We start from the raw sequence: 20,092 nt of genomic DNA on the forward strand, positions 1-20,092 counted from the left end.
ATCGATATCAAGCTTGTCGTTATTCGAAGTAACCAGAGTAATCGGCCGTTGTCATTTGAGTTAAGGCTTGCATGGCGCGGTCGGGATAATTGCTAAACACGCCATCGACGCCCATTTGCTTAAGTGCATGAATATCATCGCAATGGTCGACAGTATAAACATAAACCTTGGCACCTCGGTTATGGGCGTCATCTACTAGTGCTTGGCTGATAAAACTCACATCTAAATGTAATGAATAGGCATTAAGGTCGCTTACCACGCCAGCCCCATCGAGTGGAATACTGGCAAGCAGCGGCGCGACGAAAGCTTCGGGCAAAGCTTGTTTAAGTTCGCGCAGATACGGGTGGTTAAAGGAGGAAATCAGTAACTGCTCCTTGGTAAACCCAAGCTGACTCATAGCCTTTGGATATAAATCGATTAACGTCGTGACGGTATTAATGCCTTTTAATTCAATATTGACTATGCAGCGCCCCGCAATCAGCTCAAGTACTTGCCATAGCGTTGGTATGGGTTCGCCTTTCACATTGATACTCGCCAGATAGTCCTTGGTCGCTAAGTGAATGACGCCCGTGCCCGAGCTTTTATTATCAAGCCTTCGGTCATGAAACACGACTAACTCACCTTCGACATTATGCACATCGAGTTCGACGGCTTGTGCACCCAATTCTAACGCTTTAGCCATGGCGGCTAAGGTATTTTCGGCCTGATAACCGCTGGCGCCACGGTGAGCAAAAATAAGCATGTTCTGCGATCCTATTAGCTTCTAATAATGCCTTGTTGCTCTCGACTTTGACTATTCTTAATATGGATTTCCATCTGCGGATAGGCGAGTTCGAGATTGTTTTCTTTGAGTTTTTTAGTCACTCGTTTATGTAAATCATGGCGCAGTGGCCAACGTGCCGACATATCTTTCGCATAGGCGCGCACTTCATAATCTTGGGTATGTTTACCAAAGCCGGCAAACCAGACTTCAGGTTCTGGGCTGGCAAGTGCATCTTCACATTCTTGCACCGCTTGATACAGCGTCGCTTCGACTTTGGCAGGGTCTGAATCCCGCGCCACCGACACATAAACAATGACCCGCGTAATAGGATCTGACAACGACCAGTTGATCAGCTGCTCTGTGATAAAGGCCTTGTTCGGTATGATGATTTCCTTTCTATCCCAATCGATAATCGTTGTCGCCCGAATTTGAATTTTACTCACGGTTCCTGTTAAATCGCGAATTGTCACTGTGTCGCCAATCCGCACTGGCTTTTCAAATAAAATGATCAGACCCGAAATAAAGTTGGCGAAAATCTCTTGTAAACCAAAACCTAAACCGAGCGACAGTGCGGCAATCAGCCATTGAAGCTTAGACCATTCCATCCCGAGATTAGAAAAGCCGATTAATAGTCCGAGGAAAACCACCAGATAACGACTGACGGTGGTGATCGCAAACCCCGTTCCGGGCGAGAGATCAAGCCTTTGCAGGATCATTAGCTCAAGTAGGCCGGGTAAATTGGTGGCAATCATCAACGAGAAACCCACCACTATCAGCCCAAACATCAAGGACTTCATGGTAATTGGCAGTTGTTGTTCTAGGCCATTGACGCTGGTATTGGTCGTCCACAGGGTGATGCCGTCGAGGAAGGAAAATAGCGCCGTGTGGGTTTGAGTCCACAGACCAATCAAGCTGGCTAAGAAGGCCAATAACAACAACGAACGCACTAGACCGAGGGATTGGCTCGAAATAGTTTCGAGATCGACCACGGGTTCTTCGTAGGTGTCGAGCCCATCGGTAGAAAGATGATGGGTTTCACCTTTTTCCCTTTGTGCTAAGCGCTCTGCACGTTTTGCCTTGGCGCGATCGAAGGCGATACGCCGGCGTTCAATTAACATCCAGCGTTTGATCAACTGGTATAAGAGTAAGAAACCCAGACCAAGCACGATCGATAATTGCAGTTGTAACAACATTTGGAAGGCGGTGAAGTAGTAACCCCTAAAGGCTAATCCGGCACTTAACAGTGGCACAGATATCAACAAGGTCCAGAGGATCTTCTGAATGAGTTTTTTGTTTTTACCGTCTTTCTTCGCATCCGAGTTTTTACGGCTGAGAATTAAGATGTCTTTGTATAACAAGAATAAAACGATACAGAAAACAATAAAGGCACCGCGGCCTATGCTGTTGCGCACCAGTGACGTGTCGAGCACTTCGGTAAAGCCCATTAAGCCCAATAATGGACTAGCGACCAGCACAAAGTGCCTGAGCCGTGATTGTCCCGCTTGGATGAGTTTCGAGGGGCGTTTGAAATGGCCCACGAGCACGCCTTTGTCGAGCGTGAGAATAAAGATGAAGCGATACAAGAGGTAGACTAAACCAATCGCCAGTATGCCCATGCCCACAGCTTGCACAAAGTTACGATCGGATTGATAAAAAATTAATCCCGCCATGATCACAGGGAAAGGTTTTATCAAGGCATAGCAGATACTGCAAACGAGCGCTTTGAGGGTGTAAATAAATTTATCTTGGGTCACATTGCCCACATAAGTGGTGTAATGATTTAGCAAGCGATTGAATTTAGGCGTGATTAAGTCCTGTACGACTAAACACAGTACTAGCAATATGATCCACCAAGACCAATAATCGTTTTGCTCTTCCCAGGCTTTTCCCAGTTCATCCCACTGTGCTTGTTGCACAAGCCAAACCGCGCTGCGCTCAAGGTCGGTCAGCCATAATTTACTGATACTGGCAGCATTCGGTACCCAGAATAAATGCTCGTTAAGGGTATTTTTAAGGGTGAGATGTTGCTGGCTCAGTTGTTGATAGTTGACCTTCAACTTGCCTAATTCACTCAAGTATTGGTCATAGCTTTGCATCAACTGCGAGATCAAACTTTGCTGCGAGTGCAGTAGTTTAATCTGTTGCTCATTGTATAAGCCGGGCTGTTCTAACTCTTGCTCATTGAGGGCTTGTTGCTGCTCTAAATGGTATCTGTCTAAGCGCGCATCGGCGATCAGGGTTTGCAGTTTTTCGTGGTTCGGCGGCTTAGGCAATGATTGCAACATCTGCAAAAAGCGCTCACCAAAGGCGGAGTTCATTTTGACCCAAGTGATCTGTTCTTGGATGTTCGCCAACTGTTTGGCTTGGGATTGATATTGGGTTTCTGCCTGTTCCTGCTGCTCGACCACATTATTGATCTGCAAGGTTAAGGTTTGCAGTTTTTGGCCATAAATCTGGTTAGTGTCGGCAATATTGCGGGTAATGGGATCGAGGACTTTGTCCGTGTTGACTAAGTTTTTGGCTAGGGTGGCATCGGTTTGTTGCTGACGTTGTTTATTGATCGCCTTGTTGATGGTTTCAATCAAGGCTTCTTGCTGCACCAGTTGTTGGCGTACTAGCTGTAATTGTAATTGCGTCAGTTCAATGCGTTTTTGGCTGCTGGCAAGCTCGGCCTCATTGGTCGCAAGGCTTTGTTCAAAGAAGAGTCGTTGAGTTTGTTGTAACTCACCCGTAGGGGTATCAAGCGGGGCGAGTTCTGTTTTTTTGTTCTGGGCGACTGTTTGCCTCGCGTTGGCAATCACTGTCGGTAAGTCATTGTGGCGCTGTAATAAATCGTTAACTTGTCGGCCAAGGGTCGATTCACTTTCTTTAAGTTCAGACAAGCGAATATAGGCCATCGAAGCCTGCTGGCTGAGGTCTGTGCCTTTTTCCAGTGATAGAGGTTTATAGGCATCTTTCAGTGCTTGATTGGTGCGCTTCTTGTGTTGTTCAAAATCGATCTGCGCTTGTTGGAAACTGGTCGCACTGGCGGCGAGCTTCTCTATGTTAATTTTTAGGTCGTTAATTTGTTCATCAATGCTGAGATTTTGTTGCTGATCTTGCTTGTTCATGCCAAGACGTTTGTCCAACTGCAAAGGCGAATTGGCTAGGACGGAAAATGAGAAAAAAGCAATAACGAACAATAAAATACGTGGCATATGGGCTAAAGACATTTAGGGGCGAAAGACGCTCCATATTAGCCAAATTGCGTTGAGATTGGTATGTTTCAGGCGTTCTTTTTTCGCCGCTGTGACTGGTGCGATTGATGGGTTTCGAAGATGGCGGTCGCGACTATGATAGTGCCGCCGATTAGGGTGTTGAGATTGAGCTCTTCACCCAAAATAATCAGCGCTAACATGGCGCCATAGAAGGGCTGTAAGCAAGAGACTAGTCCAACCGTTTTGGCGCTGAGTTGCCTCAGTGCGGAAGTGAATAGCGCATGGGGCGCGGCGGTAAAGACGACACCGAGTAAAATAATCAATCCCCACACTTCGAGTGAGATGCTGTTCAATTCCGTTTGGTGCCACGGCAACAGGAACACCACGGCGACCAAGGTTTGGTAGAACATGGCATGGGGGCCGCTGTACTGGGAAAAGTAGCGTTTGTGCAATAAGTTACGGGCGGTGAACAAGATGGCGGACACTATGCCGATGGCAATGCCCAGCGTAGTGTCGTTACCTAAATTGGCCTCAGGGATGAGTAATATCACCCCAATCAGCACTAACACGCCGCTGATCATATCGAGTAATTTTATTTTACTGCCTGTCAGCAACGGCTCGGCAATCACTGTCATCACCGGATAGGTGAAAAATGCAATCATGCCAATGGCGACCGACGAGAGCTGCATGGCGGCAAAATAGGTTACCCAATGCAGACTGACGATCACCCCAAGCCCGATGGCGACCAGATAATCTTGTTTGCTGGCCAGCGTTAGCCGTTTGCGGCTGAGTTTGACCAGCAAACCTAACACAGTGGCGGCGACGATACAGCGTAGGAAGGTGATGTCCAGCGCGCTGAGTGGGATTAATTTAGAAAACAAAGCCGTGCCGCCAAATAGCAGCACAGCCAAATGTAATTCAATTAATCCCGAAGATTTAGCAGAACTCAAGAAAGCTTAATCCGCTTGCTTAACGTCTTTCAGGTTAGCGAAGGCTTGTCCCATACGCGTTACTGCTTCGGCTTCGACACCTTCAGCAAAGGTCGCGATAGCATCTTTAGCAAACAACATCACTACAGTACTGCCTAACTTGAAGCGACCCATTTCCTCACCTTTGTCTAAGGTGATGGCATCTGGGCCTTGAGTTGGATATTCCCAAGTGAAGACTTGCTTACCTGTCGGCGGCGTGACTGTGCCTGCCCAGACCGTTTCTATACTGGCAACAATCGTTGCGCCAACTAATACCATGGCTAATGGACCTAATTCGGTTTCGAAAATCGCCACCACACGTTCGTTACGGGCAAAGAGACCGGGTACATGTCTCGCCGTTAACGGATTTACCGAAAACAGTTCGCCAGGTACATAGGTCATTTTTGATAACGTGCCTTTAATCGGCATATGGATACGGTGATAGTCTTTAGGCGCCAGATAGATAGTCGCAAAATCACCGCCTTCGAAGCGTTTAGCATCTTCAGCTTGATCGCCAAGCAGGGTTAAGGATGAATAGTGGTGACCCTTAGCTTGGAAGATGCGACCGTTTTTGATTGGGCCTAACTGGCTTACGGCGCCATCGACGGGATGCACCATGATATCGGCGTCCATATCTAACGGACGAATACCGGGTTTAAGGGCGCGGGTAAAAAAGGCATTAAAGCTTTTATAAGCTTCAGGCTCGCTCTGCGCCGCTTCGCTCATGTCGATTTTATATTGTTTGATAAACCACTTGATAGCGGCAGTGGTCAAGGCGCCCGCTTCGGCGGCGGCGAGTTTACCCACTAAACGAGATAATAAGTGTTTTGGCAGCATGTACTGCAGCGCTATTTTGACTTTATCCAATTTCAATTCCTTTTCTTACTGCTCAATCTTTGCTGAGACTGTTGTTATTTATCAATAAGTCGTTATTCGTCAGTTGCCGCGCGGAAATGGCGGGCATGGCGTTGTTCATCTAAGCTGGCGATAATTTTATGGTAGTTATTAAAGCGATCTGCGCTGATTTTACCTTGGCTCAGAGCTTCTTGCAGTGCACAGCCGGGATCGTCACCGTGTTTACAATCGCGGAATTTACACGCGCCAAGATACTCACGAAATTCAACAAAGCACCAGCCGACACGCTGTGCGGGAAGATGCCATAGGGCGAATTCGCGCACGCCTGGGGAGTCGATTAAATCGCCGCCACTAGGCAAATGCAACAGTTTAGCTGTAGTAGTCGTGTGTTGGCCTAAGCCTGAGTTATCGGAAACATCACCAATCACCAGTTCGGCATCGGGTAATAGGGCATTGATGATCGATGATTTACCCACACCAGATTGGCCGGCAAATACGCTGACTTTATCTTTGAGTATGTCTTTGATGGTATCGATACCATCACCTAACTTGCTGCTGACCTTATAAACCGGATAGCCAATGTCTTTGTAGCGCTGTAGCGCTTCATCGATAGCCTGCGCTTCATCGGGGTTGAGCAAGTCAATTTTATTCAAAATGATGATAGGCGGAATATCAGTATCTTCAGCGGCCACTAAATAACGGTCGATGATCTGGGTGGTAAAGCTGGGTAATACCGAGGACACAATCAAAATTTGGTCGATATTCGAGGCGATGATTTTCACGCCATCGTATAAATCTGGGCGTGTGAGTGATGAGCGACGTGGATGAACGGCTTCAACAATGCCTGCGATGCCGCTATTGGCTTGGCTCTCAATGGCTAAGCGTACGATCACTTTATCGCCAGTGACTAAACTGGTGACGGCACGGCGAATATTACAGCGCACAATTTGGCCGCTTTCGGTTTCTATGTCGGCATGTTGGCCAAAACGAGAAATCACAGTACCGGGCTGTTCTTGCCCCAGTGAACTATCCTGTAACTCTGGCGTATTTTTTTCGCCACTGTCACGATTGAGTCGCTTCTCGTGATTAGCACGCATACGGCGTAATTGACCTTGGCTTAGGGGTTTCTTTTTACTCACTGATTCGTCTTCGTCAATTAGGTGATTTTTTGTGTCGGAAAAAAGCAGTATGATACACGCTCTTGAATAAAAAAGCCTGAATTTAGGCTAACTGACTTGATAAGGCTGATTTATGACGGCAGATGTAAATAATCTCATTTGGATCGATTTGGAAATGACAGGGTTAGAGCCCGACGTCGACAGGATCATTGAAATTGCCACGTTAGTGACAGATCAAGAACTCAATATTATCGGTCAAGGTCCGGTTATCGCGATTCATCAATCGGATGACGTGCTGGCTGCTATGGATGATTGGAATCAAAAGCACCATGGTGAGTCAGGGTTGATTGACCGCGTTCGTGCTAGCCAAGAAACCGAAGCGCAAGCCGTGGCTAAGACGATTGCCTTCTTAGAACAGTATGTTCCTAAGGGTGCTTCTCCAATGTGTGGTAACAGTATTGGCCAAGATAGACGCTTCTTAAATCGTTATATGCGCGAGCTGGAAGATTATTTCCACTACCGCAATGTGGATGTCAGTACGATTAAAGAGCTAGTGAAGCGTTGGAGCCCAGAAACTATGGCGGGCTTTAAGAAGCAAAACACTCACCAAGCCCTGCAGGATATCCAAGAGTCGATCGCTGAATTACAGTATTATCGCAGCAAAGTATTTAAAATTTGACCGATCAGTAGATAAATATGCAAGAAGGGGTTGCAGCCGCATGAATTTTTCATATAATGCGGCCTCAACTTTTTGATGCGAACAGAGATGTACGGTCATTTAGATTGAATGCGACATTAGCTCAGTTGATAAAGGTTGATAGGCGATACCTTTGTCAATGTTGAAGGCAAATGTAGCAGCGATACAAAAAGCGACATTAGCTCAGTTGGTAGAGCGATACCTTGCCAAGGTATAGGTCATCGGTTCGAACCCGATATGTCGCTCCAAATTAAAATTTAGTGATTTGCCAAATCATTAATACAGATTATGCGACATTAGCTCAGTTGATAAAGGTTGATAGACGATACCTTTTTGAATGTTGAAGGCTAATGTGACAGCGATAATTATGCGACATTAGCTCAGTTGGTAGAGCGATACCTTGCCAAGGTATAGGTCATCGGTTCGAACCCGATATGTCGCTCCAAATTAAAATTTAGTGATTTGCCAAATCATTAATACAGATTATGCGACATTAGCTCAGTTGGTAGAGCGATACCTTGCCAAGGTATAGGTCATCGGTTCGAACCCGATATGTCGCTCCAATTTCAGACGGTTACAGTCTTAAAATGTAAATGCGACATTAGCTCAGTTGGTAGAGCGATACCTTGCCAAGGTATAGGTCATCGGTTCGAACCCGATATGTCGCTCCAATTTCCTAAATATTCCACTATCAGATTACTCAATTGACATTAGAACAGTTGCGAACTTGATATGGCGATACCTTTGTGATTGTTAAATTAGTCAAGGTATAGGTCATCGGTTCGAACCGCTCTTGATCAAAATCATGTCGCTCCAATTTCCTAAATATTCCACTATCGCATTGCTCAATTGACATTAGCTCAGTTGTGATTTTTGATATGGCGATACCTTTTTTATGCTTAAACCGTTTGCTAAGGTATAGGTCATTGCTCGAACTACTCCCGATAAAATCATTTCGCTGTAATTCCGTTAAACTCTCCAACAGCGACTTTTTCACGTCATTCTCTCAATTAGCTCATCTATACCCTTTCTTGATTAACGACTTTCCACTGCAAACCCTCTATATCTGATTCATCATGTACAACCAAAGGCTTACGTTAACCTATTGGGTTAAGTGTTTTGAGATCTCTTTTGGCTTTTCTCTCTTACACAAAACGGTGTGATTGGATTTAGATGCGTGATCTGAAGCGTGTTTCTTCAAGTTTTCCTAAATTAGATAGCTTCGCGAAAGTTAAATTATGACCTTGTTCAAATATTCGTAACGCTTTTGCTCACATAATGAAGCTAGACAAAATTAATAGCGCCAAGTAGTTGGCCTGACAGTGGAGTGCATTATATGCGTATTCAACAATTACGTGATCTACTTGAGTATGTGGCAAATTGCCGCTTAGATATGGCGCAACTCTATGGCCGACTCAATAATCAAGCTGACTCGGCCCGTGTGAAAATGATGCTGGATTATTTTGAGTCACATCAAAAAACCATGGCGGAGAAACTGCGTGATTATATGGAAGAAGCGCCACATCGTATTCTTGATACTTGGTATAAAGACTTCACTTTTGAAGACTTTACCAAGCGTTGCCAAGATATTATGTTGCCCGCAAACATGAATGAAGACGATGTGCTCAACTTGCACTTAGACTTAGAAAATCGTCTGATTGGTTTGTTAGAAAAAACGGTTAACTCCACCACTGCCGAAGATGCGCGTAATGCGTTAGCTAATTTGATCCGCGTGGAAAAAACTCAGCAGCAACGTTTAGTCCATAGTACGATTCGGATGGACGATATCTAAACCGTTATTTCTTCTCGATTCCTAAAGCCAGCCGAGTGCTGGCTTTTGTCTTTGTATTATCTATGTATTGATGACTTTTGCTCTACTTTGCGTCATTTGGACGGGTAACTGCGTCTGAACTGATTTACGTCATAATTATCCGCTCTGATTCTTGCTATTTTCTTACTTTAATTGGCTGATTCTTTATCGGTCTTGCTCAATGCTGCTAAGACTCCTATGGTGAGGTAACTCATGGTGGAATGAAGTCGTTGGCGTCCAAGGAGATCCTTTATGGCACAAGATCTATCGCAATTCCCCAAGGCCTTATTTACCCAAGCACAGGTTCGTGAAGCTGAACTGAGCGCCGTGTCGAAGGGAGCTTCTAGCCTTTATGAATTGGTCGAGCGTGCTGGCGCGGCGGCTTTTGAGTGTTTAGTGAAGCATAACCCCAACGCCTCTTCTGTGTTTATCCTCGCTGGCAGCGGTAACAATGGTGCCGATGCCTTAGTGTGCGCCCGTTTAGCCCGTGCCTATAGTATGGCCGTTTCTGTGATGATGACGTCAGCGGCAGGCACGCCTGAGTGTCAGCAAGCATTGGCCCATTATCTTAAAGACGGCGGAGAGTTACTGCCAAAAGCCGTTGCGCCCATTCTTGCGGCCAAGATCATCGTTGATGGTTTACTCGGTACAGGTGTGCGAGATGCGGTGCGCGACGATATGGCTGAGTATATTCGTGCTATCAATGATAATTCCGCTTGGGTATTGAGCCTTGATTTACCGTCTGGAGTGATTGCCGATACCGGCGCTGTGGCGGGTGTTGCTGTGATGGCGGATGTCACCTTGTGTTTTGGTGGCTGGAAGCAAGGTTTGTTAACGGGTAAGGCGCGGCATTACAGCGGCGAACTTGAATTTGCCGCTTTAGGATTAACACCTTTCTTCGCTGAAGCGAGTGCACAAAGAGTCGGAAAAGAGACGCTTAAAGATTACTTTGCCGCCAGAGCGCGCGATAGCCATAAAGGCCAGTCGGGTAAGGTCACTGTTATCGGCGGTGATATGGGCATGGCTGGCGCCGTGCGACTGGCAAGTGAGGCATGTCTGCGTGCCGGTGCTGGGTTAGTCACAGTGATCAGTCGACCAGAGCATCAGTTGACGGTAAATGTCTCCCGTCCTGAATTGATGTTTTGGGGTTGCGATCTAGTCGATATGGAAGTGTATCTGCGCTTAGGTTGGGCGCAGGTTATCGTACTTGGCCCCGGTTTAGGTAAACATGACTGGGGCTATAACTTGTTTAAAGCCGTGGGCTTAAGCGATAAACCCTGTGTTTTGGATGCTGATGCTTTAAATCTATTGAGCAATGAGCCGCGTCGGCAAACCAATTGGGTGCTGACACCGCATCCGGGTGAGGCGGCGCGTTTACTCGGTTGCTCTGTGGCAGAAATTGAGCAGGATAGGTTTGCGGCAGTGCGGGTTATACAGCAAAAGTACGGCGGTGTTGTGTTGCTAAAAGGTGCTGGAACCGTCATTTTTGATGGCAAACAAATGGTTGTTGCGCCTGTTGGTAATCCTGGGCTTGCCAGTGGTGGGTGTGGTGATGTGTTATCTGGTATTATAGGCGCGCTCATGGCTCAAGGAATGGATAACATGCAAGCGACTGTGCTGGGTGTTGTTGTACATGGTTGCGCCGCCGATCTTGCGGCAATACAGGGAGAACGCGGCATGTTAGCGAGTGATTTAATGCCTTTTATTCGCCAATTAGTGAATAGTGATTTACTCTAGGCGGTATGTGAGACTCAAGCGGGGCTGGGCTTTGTTCTATACCTGTACCTTTTTAGGCTTGAGTCGCTTCTCCATCAATAACAGCAGTGATATAAGCGGATATGACAGAGTTAACTTTTTTCTTAGACAACGAAGACGACACTATTGCGGTTGGGCAAAAATTAGCCCGCCATGTCCAAGCGCCTTTGACTCTGTATCTTACGGGTGATTTAGGTGCCGGTAAAACGACGCTGAGTCGCGGCTTAATTCAAGGTTTAGGTCATAAAGGAGCCGTTAAAAGCCCGACTTACACTTTAGTTGAACCATATGAGCTGGATGGTGTCGAAGTTTATCATTTTGATTTGTATCGTTTAAACGATCCAGAAGAACTGGAGTTTATGGGGATCCGCGATTATTTCACGGATAAGAGTCTGTGCATTGTTGAATGGCCAGATAAGGGAGAGGGTTTATTGCCCGATGCCGATGTCCATATGCATTTAAGTTATCAAAATAATGGGCGTGAAATACGCATAGAGGCCTTGTCAGAGCTAGGTGAAAAGTTATTAAAAGCGATAAAATAAAAACTAAAATGATAAAAAATACCCCCTTTTTTCAAATTATTATTCTTTCTTTATGTTCTTTTTTATCTGTGACGGCCCATGCGGCTAATCAGTTAGAAAGCGTACGTATTTGGGCTGCGCCTGAGTCAACTCGAATCGTGTTTGACCTAAGCGAAGCGCCGGATTACACCTATTTCTCTTTAGATGGTCCTAATCGCTTAGTGGTGGATTTAAAAAAGTCCGCCACTAAAGTTGCGCTTAAAAATCTTGAAAACAACAGTAAGTTAGTCAAGGGCGTGCGAGTCAGTAAGTCGCCGACTAAGGGCGATTTGCGCTTAGTCATAGATTTGGTGAAGCCACTGAATGCGAGCTTGTTTTCGTTGCCCGTAACTGCGCCCTATGGCAATCGTCTCGTGGTTGATTTAGAAGATAAAACCTTAACAACCGCCACCGCAGTTGTGTCATCTACCCCTGTTAAAACGGTTACTCAAGCGGCAAAGTCATCCCGTGACATTGTGATTGCTATCGATGCGGGCCATGGTGGCGACGACCCCGGCTCCATTGGCCCTTCGGGCGTTTATGAAAAAAAGGTGGCCCTGGAAATCGCCAGACGTGTTTCGAGTAAAATCAATGACACGCCCGGCATGCGCGCTGTGATGATCCGTACCGGCGATTATTTTGTGAATCTGAATAAGCGCTCTGAGTTGGCCCGCAACAGTAAGGCCGATCTGCTCATTTCTATCCATGCCGATGCTTTTACATCACCCAATCCGCGCGGGGCCTCTGTGTGGGTATTATCTATGCGTCGTGCTAACAGTGAAATTGGCCGTTGGTTAGAGCAAAAAGAAAAACATTCTGAGTTGCTGGGCGGCGCGGGTGAGATTATCCAAAATACGGATAATGAACAGTATTTAGCTATGACGCTGCTGGATATGTCGATGAACAGTTCGATGGCCATTGGTCATTCAGTTGCGGGAGATATTCTTAAGGATTTAGGCAGCGTGACTGAATTGCATAAGAGTCGCCCAGAATCGGCGAGTCTAGCCGTGCTGAAGTCGCCGGATATTCCTTCAATTTTAGTAGAAACGGGCTTTATCTCGAATCCTAAAGAAGAGCGTTTGTTGTCGAGCAGTCGTCATCAAGAAAGCATTGCCGATGCTATTTACAAAGGTGTGAGTCGTTACTATCACAATAATCCGCCCGCGGATACTTTGCTTGCCCAGCGTGGCGGCGCAAGTTCTAGCAGTACTAAATCGACAAAAGAGAGAACGCCAACCGCTTATGTGGGAAGTTCAACGGCATCGAATGTCAAACATAAAGTCAGTCGTGGTGAGTCTTTATCAGCCATTGCGCAGCGTTACCGTGTGCCTATGTCTAGCATCAAACAAGCGAATGGGATGAAGTCCGATGTGGTGCAGTTAGGACAAACGTTAGTCATACCCCAGAGTTAAATAGGAAAGCATGATGGGCATTCAGATCCTGCCACCGCAATTAGCCAACCAAATTGCGGCGGGGGAAGTGGTTGAGAGACCCGCTTCCGTAGTCAAAGAATTGGTCGAGAATAGCCTCGACGCAGGAGCGAGCCGAGTCGATATTGAAATCGATAAAGGCGGCAGCAAGCTGATTAAAATTCGCGATAACGGCTCTGGCATACCCAAAGATGAACTCGCATTGGCCTTATCGCGCCATGCGACTTCAAAGTTGCACACCTTAGACGATCTTGAAGCTATCCTCAGTTTTGGTTTCCGTGGTGAAGCGTTAGCCAGTATCAGCTCAGTCTCACGCTTAACGTTGACGTCGCGAACTGCAGATCAAACCGAAGCATGGCAAGCCCATGCCGAAGGTGCCGACATGGCGGTTAAAGTCATGCCCGCCGCGCATCCTGTTGGTTCGACGATTGAAGTGGTGGATTTATTCTTTAATACGCCGGCTCGCAGACGCTTTTTAAAGAGCGATAAAACCGAATTTACCCATATCGATGAATGGTTAAAGCGCATCGCCTTAGTGCGCGGCGATATCCATTTCACACTGACGCATAACGGCAAGACGGTACGCAATTATCGTCCCGCCATGAATGAAGCCCAGTATTTACAACGTTTGACGCAAGTAAGTGGTCGCCCATTTGCTGAGCAAGCGCTTAAGATTGAATGTCAACATGATGATTTGCGCCTCAGTGGTTATTTACAGTCACCTTGGTCGCCGGTGATTACTGATACCCATTATTTTTATGTCAACGGACGGCTTATCCGTGACCGCTTAGTCAATCATGCTGTGCGCCAAGCCTTTGCCCAAAAAGCAGAACTGGAGCAACCCGGCTATGTGTTGATGTTGGATATCGATCCCCATCAAGTGGATGTAAACGTGCATCCTGCTAAACATGAGGTACGATTCCATCAGAGTCGCTATGTGCATGATTATATTTTGCAAGCATTGCAATCGGCGCTGGAAGAAGCAGGGGAACTCAACGTCGTTCACTCTAGTTCCTTGGATGAAGTTGAAGATGTGTTTGTGGATGCTCCAACAAGCGCAGTTGGAATAGCTGCCCCTTTTGCACTTGGTGCTGATACATTTGAGTCTGCTCAAGATGCAGTTGCCCCTGCCGTTCAAGTAAAATCTGCCAGCGCAGGACGAGAAGGCGCCAGTTTTAGCACTCAAACCAATGCCTTTGGCAGCATGGCCACGCCAAGGGACAGTAGTCGCGGCAGTTATTCTGCAAGTGAATCTCGGCAACGTACTGAATTACCGTCAAAAACGGCAATTGCAAGTTATGGGGCTTTACTGCAAACACCTGCTTACAGTGTAAAAAATCATGATTATCAGCCATCTCTGCCTATGCCTGCGATTTTAGATGGCCAATATTGGGTAATGGTTACGGAAGATAAGCTCAGTCTATTGCCAATAAAATCAGTAGCATTGGCGACGCGTTGCCAAGAGATTGAAGCTAAGCTAGCGACCGGATTAATTGGGCAGCCTCTACTGATGCCAGTGTCTGTCGCGGCCGATGCAGATTGGCAGGCTGTGCTCGATGAACATGACACGCTGATCCGCCAATTAGGTTTAGAACTAACAATTCGTTACCAGCAGTTGATTATTAAAAAAGTGCCCCCATATATCAGAGAGAGCCAGTTAGCCAAAGTGATCCCTGATTGGCTACAATCGCTACGTTTTGAAACACCTGCGCCAAGCGCATTGGCATTTTGGTTGGCAAAACACAGTTTAACGGGATTCGTTTCGGCACCAGAAATCTGGGCAGCATTTTCGCAGTTAGCTGAAGAGAAAAAACAGCGTATTGCCAACAAAGCAATATCATTACCTTGGCAATCGTGGCTAGAAGAGCAAGCAAGTGAATAAAGAATTACAGCCTAAAGTGATATTTTTGATGGGGCCAACTGCCTCAGGCAAAACTGCTTTAGCATTAGAATTAGCCGAAAAGCATAACTGCGAAATCATTTCGGTCGATTCAGCATTAATTTATCGCGGTATGGACATTGGCAGCGCCAAGCCTTCAGCCGACGAATTGGCCCGTGGGCCACATAGATTGATCGACATTCGCGATCCTAGTGAAAGTTATTCGGCAGCCGACTTTAGAGCCGATGCGATAACCGAGATAGAAAAGATTGTCAGCATGGGCAAAACGCCAGTATTAGTTGGCGGAACCATGATGTATTTCAAAGCATTACTCGAAGGTTTGTCACCTTTGCCGAGTGCGGACGAGGCCATTAGAGCCGAGATCCAAGCGCAGGCGGATGAAAAGGGATGGGAAGCACTGCATGATCAATTAAGGGAAATAGATCCCGTGTCGGCAGAAAGAATTCATCCTAATGATCCACAAAGACTTTCAAGAGCGCTGGAAGTCTATAGAATAAGCGGTAAGAGTATGACTGAGCTTACTCAGACCAAATCTGCTCCCTTGCCCTATGACGTAGTGCAGTTTGCTATTGCACCGCGTGAGCGCAAAGTGTTACATGACTTAATTGCGCAACGTTTTGCGATTATGCTCAAGCAGGGCTTTCTTGAGGAAGTCACAGAGCTGAAAGCCCGTGGAGACCTGCATTTAGACTTGCCTTCAATGCGTTGTGTGGGTTATCGACAGTGCTGGCAATATCTCGATGGTGAGTTTGACTATGATACTATGGTCGAAAAAGCGGTTGCTGCTACTAGGCAATTGGCTAAGCGTCAATTAACATGGTTGCGCAGTTGGCCAGAGTTGAATTGGCTCGAAAGTGGTGCTGAGGGGAATTTAGTTACACTTATGCGTCAATGCCGCTAGCTTATTAGCCCTTGCTGTATAATACTAAAACTAAACAAAAAACTATCACTGATATCGATTTATTTTATATAAATTAAAAAGGAAATAATAAAATGGCTAAGGGGCAATCTTTACAAGACCCATTTTTGAACGCATTGCGTCGCGAGCGCGTTCCTGTATCAATTTACTTGGTTAACGGCATTAAACTCCAAGGACAGGTAGAGTCGTTTGATCAATTTGTCATTCTGTTGAAAAACACAGTGAGCCAAATGGTTTATAAACACGCTATTTCTACTGTCGTGCCAGCACGCCCATTCAACGTTACTGGTCACCAAAATGCCCAAGGCGGATATGGTGCTCAAGATGATGCGCCTAGTGGCGAATAAGTTTTATCTAAGGAGTTTACTTCTTGTTTGATCGTTATGAGGCGGGAGAAACTGCGGTTCTTGTCCATATCGACTTTTCCGATGAGGAACGCCGAGAAGATTTAGTCGAGCTGCAGCTATTAGTAGAATCAGCTGGAGCCCGATCAGTCGGGGTGATTACTGGAAGTCGACGTTCGCCGGATCGCAAATTTTTTGTGGGTTCTGGTAAAGCTGAAGAGTTAGCCGCATTAGTGGCGGCGACCGAAGCCAATGTGGTGATTTTTAATCATGCATTGAGTCCAGCCCAAGAGCGTAATCTTGAGCAAGTGTGTCAATGTCGAGTACTCGACCGTACGACGCTTATTCTCGATATTTTTGCTCAAAGAGCGCGAACTCACGAAGGTAAGTTGCAGGTGGAGCTAGCGCAATTGCGCCATATGTCGACTCGCCTGATCCGTGGTTGGACGCATCTTGAAAGGCAAAAAGGTGGTATTGGTTTACGTGGTCCAGGGGAAACCCAGCTCGAAACCGATAGACGTTTGCTCAGAGGACGGATTAAAAATATCAACAAACGCTTAGAGCGAGTTGATAAACAACGTGAACAGAGTAGACGTGCACGTAAGCGCAGTGATTTGTCGACAGTATCATTAGTCGGCTACACCAACGCCGGTAAATCAACGCTGTTTAATGCCTTAACATCTTCCGATGTTTATGCAGCAGATCAGCTGTTTGCCACACTCGATCCCACGTTAAGAAAGTTAGATTTACCCGATGGTGCCGTGATACTCGCGGATACAGTAGGGTTTATTCGTCATTTGCCCCATGATCTCGTTGCTGCATTTAAGGCGACTTTACAAGAGACAAGGCAAGCTGAGTTACTACTGCACATTGTTGATTGTGCAGATGAAAACATGGCGGATAATTTTGATCAGGTTCAATCTGTACTGAAAGACATCGAAGCCGATGAAGTCATGCAACTCGTGGTATGTAACAAAATCGATTTACTCGAGGATGTAACCCCAAGAATTGAATATAACGACATAGGCAAACCCGTTCGAGTTTGGGTTTCAGCACAGAAGCGTTTGGGATTTGATTTGCTATTGAAAGCCATCACTGAGCTTATCGGTGAGGTGATTAAAGAGCTAACACTAAGAATTCCGGCAACTGCTGGACATTATCTTGGCCAGTTTTATCGACTGGATGCGATACAGCAGAAAGAGTACGACGATCTGGGGAACTGTATTTTGTCTGTTCGTTTATCGGACGCCGATTGGCGCCGATTAGCTAAACAGAGTCAGGGTGAGTTAGAAACCTTCATCTACGAAGATTCGATAGATGAGGCTGTTTGTTAATAATCTAATTTATTTCATCCACTTATGGAGTGCTAAATGGCTTGGAACGAGCCCGGTAACAAGGGTAATGATCCTTGGGGAAATAAAGGTGGTAACGACAAAGGACCACCGGACCTTGACGAGGTTTTTCGTAATCTTTCAAAGCGCTTTGGCGGCAAAGGAAATGGCTCAGGCCAATCTTTTAGTTCGTTTAGCCTAATCATCATTCTTGCTGTTGCTTTGGTTGTTTGGGGACTTTCGGGTTTTTATACAATTAAAGAAGCGGAGCGTGGTGTGGCACTGCGATTTGGTCAACATAATGGCGAAATAGGACCAGGTCTTCATTGGAAAGCGACTTTCATTGACCAAATTTATCCCGTTGACATTCAATCGGTTCGCTCTATTCCTGCGTCTGGTAGCATGCTGACATCCGATGAAAACGTCGTGAAAGTTGAGCTTGATGTGCAGTATCGTATTTTAGATGCTTACTCATATCTGTTCAGTGCCGTCGATGCGAACGCCAGTTTGCGTGAAGCGACCGACAGTGCATTGCGTTATGTCATCGGACATAACAAGATGGATGATATTCTGACTACTGGCCGTGATGCTATCCGTCGCGATACGTGGAAAGAGTTAGAGCGCATTCTTGAGCCCTATAAATTGGGTCTGGCGATTGTCGATGTTAACTTCTTGCCGGCACGTCCGCCTGAAGAAGTGAAAGATGCCTTCGATGATGCGATTTCTGCCCAAGAAGATGAACAACGTTTTATTCGTGAAGCTGAAGCCTATGCCCGTGAGATTGAACCTAAAGCTCGTGGTGAAGTTGAACGTATGGCACAACAAGCGAATGCTTATAAAGAGCGTGAAGTCTTAGAGGCTCGCGGTAAAGTGGCTCGATTTGAGCTGTTATTACCTGAGTATCAAGCTGCGCCTGAAGTGACTCGCAAGCGTTTGTATCTCGATACAATGCAGCAAGTGATGACTGATACGAATAAAGTGCTGATTGATGCCAAAAACAACGGCAACTTAATGTACCTACCGCTAGATAAGTTAATTCAGCAGAAGCCTGCGACAATTGAGCTGGAAGCTAAGCCACAGCAAAATGTCAATTCTTCATCTGTATCAACGACTCGCGCGAATGAGCCTTTGAGTGGACGTCCATCCCGCGATGATCGTACTCGCCAAGGGAGGGAGTAATCCATGGGTAGATTAAGCGTTATTCTTATCGCCGTACTTTTAGGTATTGGTTTGTCATCTTTAATGGTGGTGAATGAAGGCGAGCGCGCAATTGTGGCGCGTTTCGGTGAAATTTTAAAAGACAATGTGGATGGCAAGCAAGTCACTCGCGTCTATGGTCCAGGTTTACACGTTAAAGTACCTGTGATCGATAAAGTAAAATTACTCGATGCCCGTATTCAAACACTCGATGGTGCTGCGGATCGTTTTGTAACTTCAGAGAAGAAAGACCTTATGGTCGATTCCTATGTGAAGTGGCGTATTTTGGATTTCGAAAAATATTACCTGTCTACAAATGGTGGTATTAAATCGAATGCTGAATCGCTTTTACAACGTAAGATCAACAACGATTTACGAACTGAGTTTGGTCGCCGCACAATCAAAGAGATTGTCTCTGGTAAGCGTGATGAGTTACAGAATGATGCATTGGAAAATGCTTCAGAAAGCGCTAAAGACTTAGGTATTGAAGTTGTCGATGTGCGTGTAAAGCAAATCAATTTACCCGCTAACGTCAGTAACAGTATTTACCAACGTATGCGTGCTGAGCGTCAAGCTGTGGCAAAAGAGCATAGAGCACAAGGTAAAGAGCAATCTGAAATTATCCGTGCAACGATCGATGCTAATGTAACAGTGAAGATTGCTGAAGCTGAGCGTAAAGCCTTAACCATTCGTGGTGAAGGTGATGCATTAGCTGCTAAGATATATTCTGATGCTTATAGCAAAGATGCTGAATTTTTTAGCTTTGTTCGTAGCTTAGATGCCTATCGTGCTAGTTTCTCAGGCAAGTCAGATATCATGGTATTAGAGCCTGATAGCGAGTTCTTCAAGTATATGAAGAGCACTTCACCTAAGAAGTAATACGTTAAAAGTGTTGATCTAATAGGCCCTGTTACCCAGGGTCTATTTTTTTATCTGGCGATTGTTAAATTAGATATAAAAGTTAAGGCTAATTTATATTAGCGATGCATGCTTTATGCCGATGTCACAGACAAGATGCTCAAAAAACCTTCCAAATGGATTAAAACGGCTTAATAGTTGGGGATTTTTTCGACTTTTTTCAAAAAACACGCAATCTCCCTAACTTACTTGCGTGTTTTCACTATGATCTGCTTCTAATTTTTAGCTATAATGAGCCCCGCTTCAAACTTCGATTTTTGACCCTAGTGATGACTAAGGGCCGAAAGTCTTTGAAATATAAAAATTCCAACACCCTCTGGGAGATAAGTG

At 45.8% G+C, this 20,092-nt stretch carries 16 protein-coding genes and 4 tRNA genes; 15 read left to right on the forward strand and 5 right to left on the reverse strand.

What is annotated here, in order from left to right:
- Positions 1-19: 19 nt before the first annotated feature.
- The 5 genes from NE536_RS03495 to rsgA all read right to left on the reverse strand — a co-directional run bounded on the left by NE536_RS03495 (position 20) and on the right by rsgA (position 6,922).
- Positions 20-742: a glycerophosphodiester phosphodiesterase gene (locus NE536_RS03495; protein WP_261271815.1), complete on the reverse strand. Its 723-nt coding sequence runs from the start codon at positions 740-742 to the stop codon at positions 20-22.
- Positions 743-756: 14 nt separating this feature from the next.
- Entirely contained in the window at positions 757-3,960 is a 3,204-nt protein-coding gene (locus tag NE536_RS03500) for a mechanosensitive ion channel domain-containing protein (protein WP_261271844.1), read from the reverse strand.
- A 68-nt stretch (positions 3,961-4,028) separates the two neighbouring features.
- The gene (locus NE536_RS03505) at positions 4,029-4,910 is read right to left on the reverse strand and encodes a DMT family transporter (RefSeq protein ID WP_261271816.1); all 882 of its coding nucleotides are present in this window, start codon (positions 4,908-4,910) and stop codon (positions 4,029-4,031) included.
- Positions 4,911-4,916: 6 nt separating this feature from the next.
- Positions 4,917-5,795: an archaetidylserine decarboxylase gene (gene asd, locus NE536_RS03510; RefSeq protein WP_028761759.1), complete on the reverse strand. Its 879-nt coding sequence runs from the start codon at positions 5,793-5,795 to the stop codon at positions 4,917-4,919.
- 62 nt (positions 5,796-5,857) lie between these two features.
- Positions 5,858-6,922, reverse strand: coding sequence for a small ribosomal subunit biogenesis GTPase RsgA (gene rsgA, locus NE536_RS03515; RefSeq protein ID WP_220591183.1), 1,065 nt, complete (start codon positions 6,920-6,922; stop codon positions 5,858-5,860).
- Positions 6,923-7,034: 112 nt separating this feature from the next.
- Between rsgA and orn the strand changes: the two genes are divergently transcribed.
- From orn to hflC, 15 genes are all read left to right on the forward strand, one after another.
- Positions 7,035-7,580 (forward strand): oligoribonuclease, encoded by a 546-nt coding sequence (gene orn / locus NE536_RS03520; protein ID WP_006080044.1) that lies wholly within the window; start codon positions 7,035-7,037, stop codon positions 7,578-7,580.
- 190 nt (positions 7,581-7,770) lie between these two features.
- Positions 7,771-7,846: transfer RNA gene (locus NE536_RS03525), tRNA-Gly, on the forward strand.
- 121 nt (positions 7,847-7,967) lie between these two features.
- Positions 7,968-8,043 (forward strand) — tRNA-Gly (locus NE536_RS03530).
- 42 nt (positions 8,044-8,085) lie between these two features.
- Positions 8,086-8,161: transfer RNA gene (locus NE536_RS03535), tRNA-Gly, on the forward strand.
- A gap of 32 nt (positions 8,162-8,193) precedes the next feature.
- A tRNA-Gly gene (locus NE536_RS03540) sits at positions 8,194-8,269 on the forward strand.
- 665 nt (positions 8,270-8,934) lie between these two features.
- Positions 8,935-9,390, forward strand: a complete 456-nt coding sequence (locus tag NE536_RS03545) for a hypothetical protein (RefSeq protein ID WP_106651690.1) — start codon at positions 8,935-8,937, stop codon at positions 9,388-9,390.
- Between the two features lie 270 nt (positions 9,391-9,660).
- Positions 9,661-11,145 (forward strand): NAD(P)H-hydrate dehydratase, encoded by a 1,485-nt coding sequence (locus NE536_RS03550; protein WP_261271817.1) that lies wholly within the window; start codon positions 9,661-9,663, stop codon positions 11,143-11,145.
- Positions 11,146-11,246: 101 nt separating this feature from the next.
- Positions 11,247-11,705 (forward strand): tRNA (adenosine(37)-N6)-threonylcarbamoyltransferase complex ATPase subunit type 1 TsaE, encoded by a 459-nt coding sequence (gene tsaE / locus NE536_RS03555; protein ID WP_261271818.1) that lies wholly within the window; start codon positions 11,247-11,249, stop codon positions 11,703-11,705.
- An 8-nt stretch (positions 11,706-11,713) separates the two neighbouring features.
- Positions 11,714-13,135 (forward strand): N-acetylmuramoyl-L-alanine amidase, encoded by a 1,422-nt coding sequence (locus NE536_RS03560; protein WP_261271819.1) that lies wholly within the window; start codon positions 11,714-11,716, stop codon positions 13,133-13,135.
- Between the two features lie 13 nt (positions 13,136-13,148).
- On the forward strand, positions 13,149-15,035 hold the full coding sequence (gene mutL, locus NE536_RS03565; RefSeq protein ID WP_425347525.1) for a DNA mismatch repair endonuclease MutL: 1,887 nt from the start codon (positions 13,149-13,151) through the stop codon (positions 15,033-15,035).
- Positions 15,028-15,954: a tRNA (adenosine(37)-N6)-dimethylallyltransferase MiaA gene (miaA, locus tag NE536_RS03570; RefSeq protein ID WP_261271821.1), complete on the forward strand. Its 927-nt coding sequence runs from the start codon at positions 15,028-15,030 to the stop codon at positions 15,952-15,954. Before mutL ends, miaA begins: the two co-directional genes overlap by 8 nt.
- 92 nt (positions 15,955-16,046) lie before the next feature.
- Positions 16,047-16,319, forward strand: a complete 273-nt coding sequence (hfq, locus tag NE536_RS03575; protein ID WP_006084207.1) for an RNA chaperone Hfq — start codon at positions 16,047-16,049, stop codon at positions 16,317-16,319.
- Positions 16,320-16,342: 23 nt separating this feature from the next.
- Entirely contained in the window at positions 16,343-17,650 is a 1,308-nt protein-coding gene (hflX, locus tag NE536_RS03580; RefSeq protein WP_106651684.1) for a ribosome rescue GTPase HflX, read from the forward strand.
- A gap of 36 nt (positions 17,651-17,686) precedes the next feature.
- A complete protein-coding gene (gene hflK / locus NE536_RS03585) occupies positions 17,687-18,826 on the forward strand; it encodes an FtsH protease activity modulator HflK (RefSeq protein WP_106651683.1) in 1,140 nt (379 codons plus the stop codon).
- Between the two features lie 3 nt (positions 18,827-18,829).
- Positions 18,830-19,723, forward strand: a complete 894-nt coding sequence (gene hflC, locus NE536_RS03590; RefSeq protein WP_106651682.1) for a protease modulator HflC — start codon at positions 18,830-18,832, stop codon at positions 19,721-19,723.
- The last annotated feature ends 369 nt before the right edge of the window (positions 19,724-20,092 follow it).

It is taken from the genome of Shewanella septentrionalis, assembly GCF_025370265.1.
Lineage (GTDB): Bacteria > Pseudomonadota > Gammaproteobacteria > Enterobacterales > Shewanellaceae > Shewanella > Shewanella hafniensis.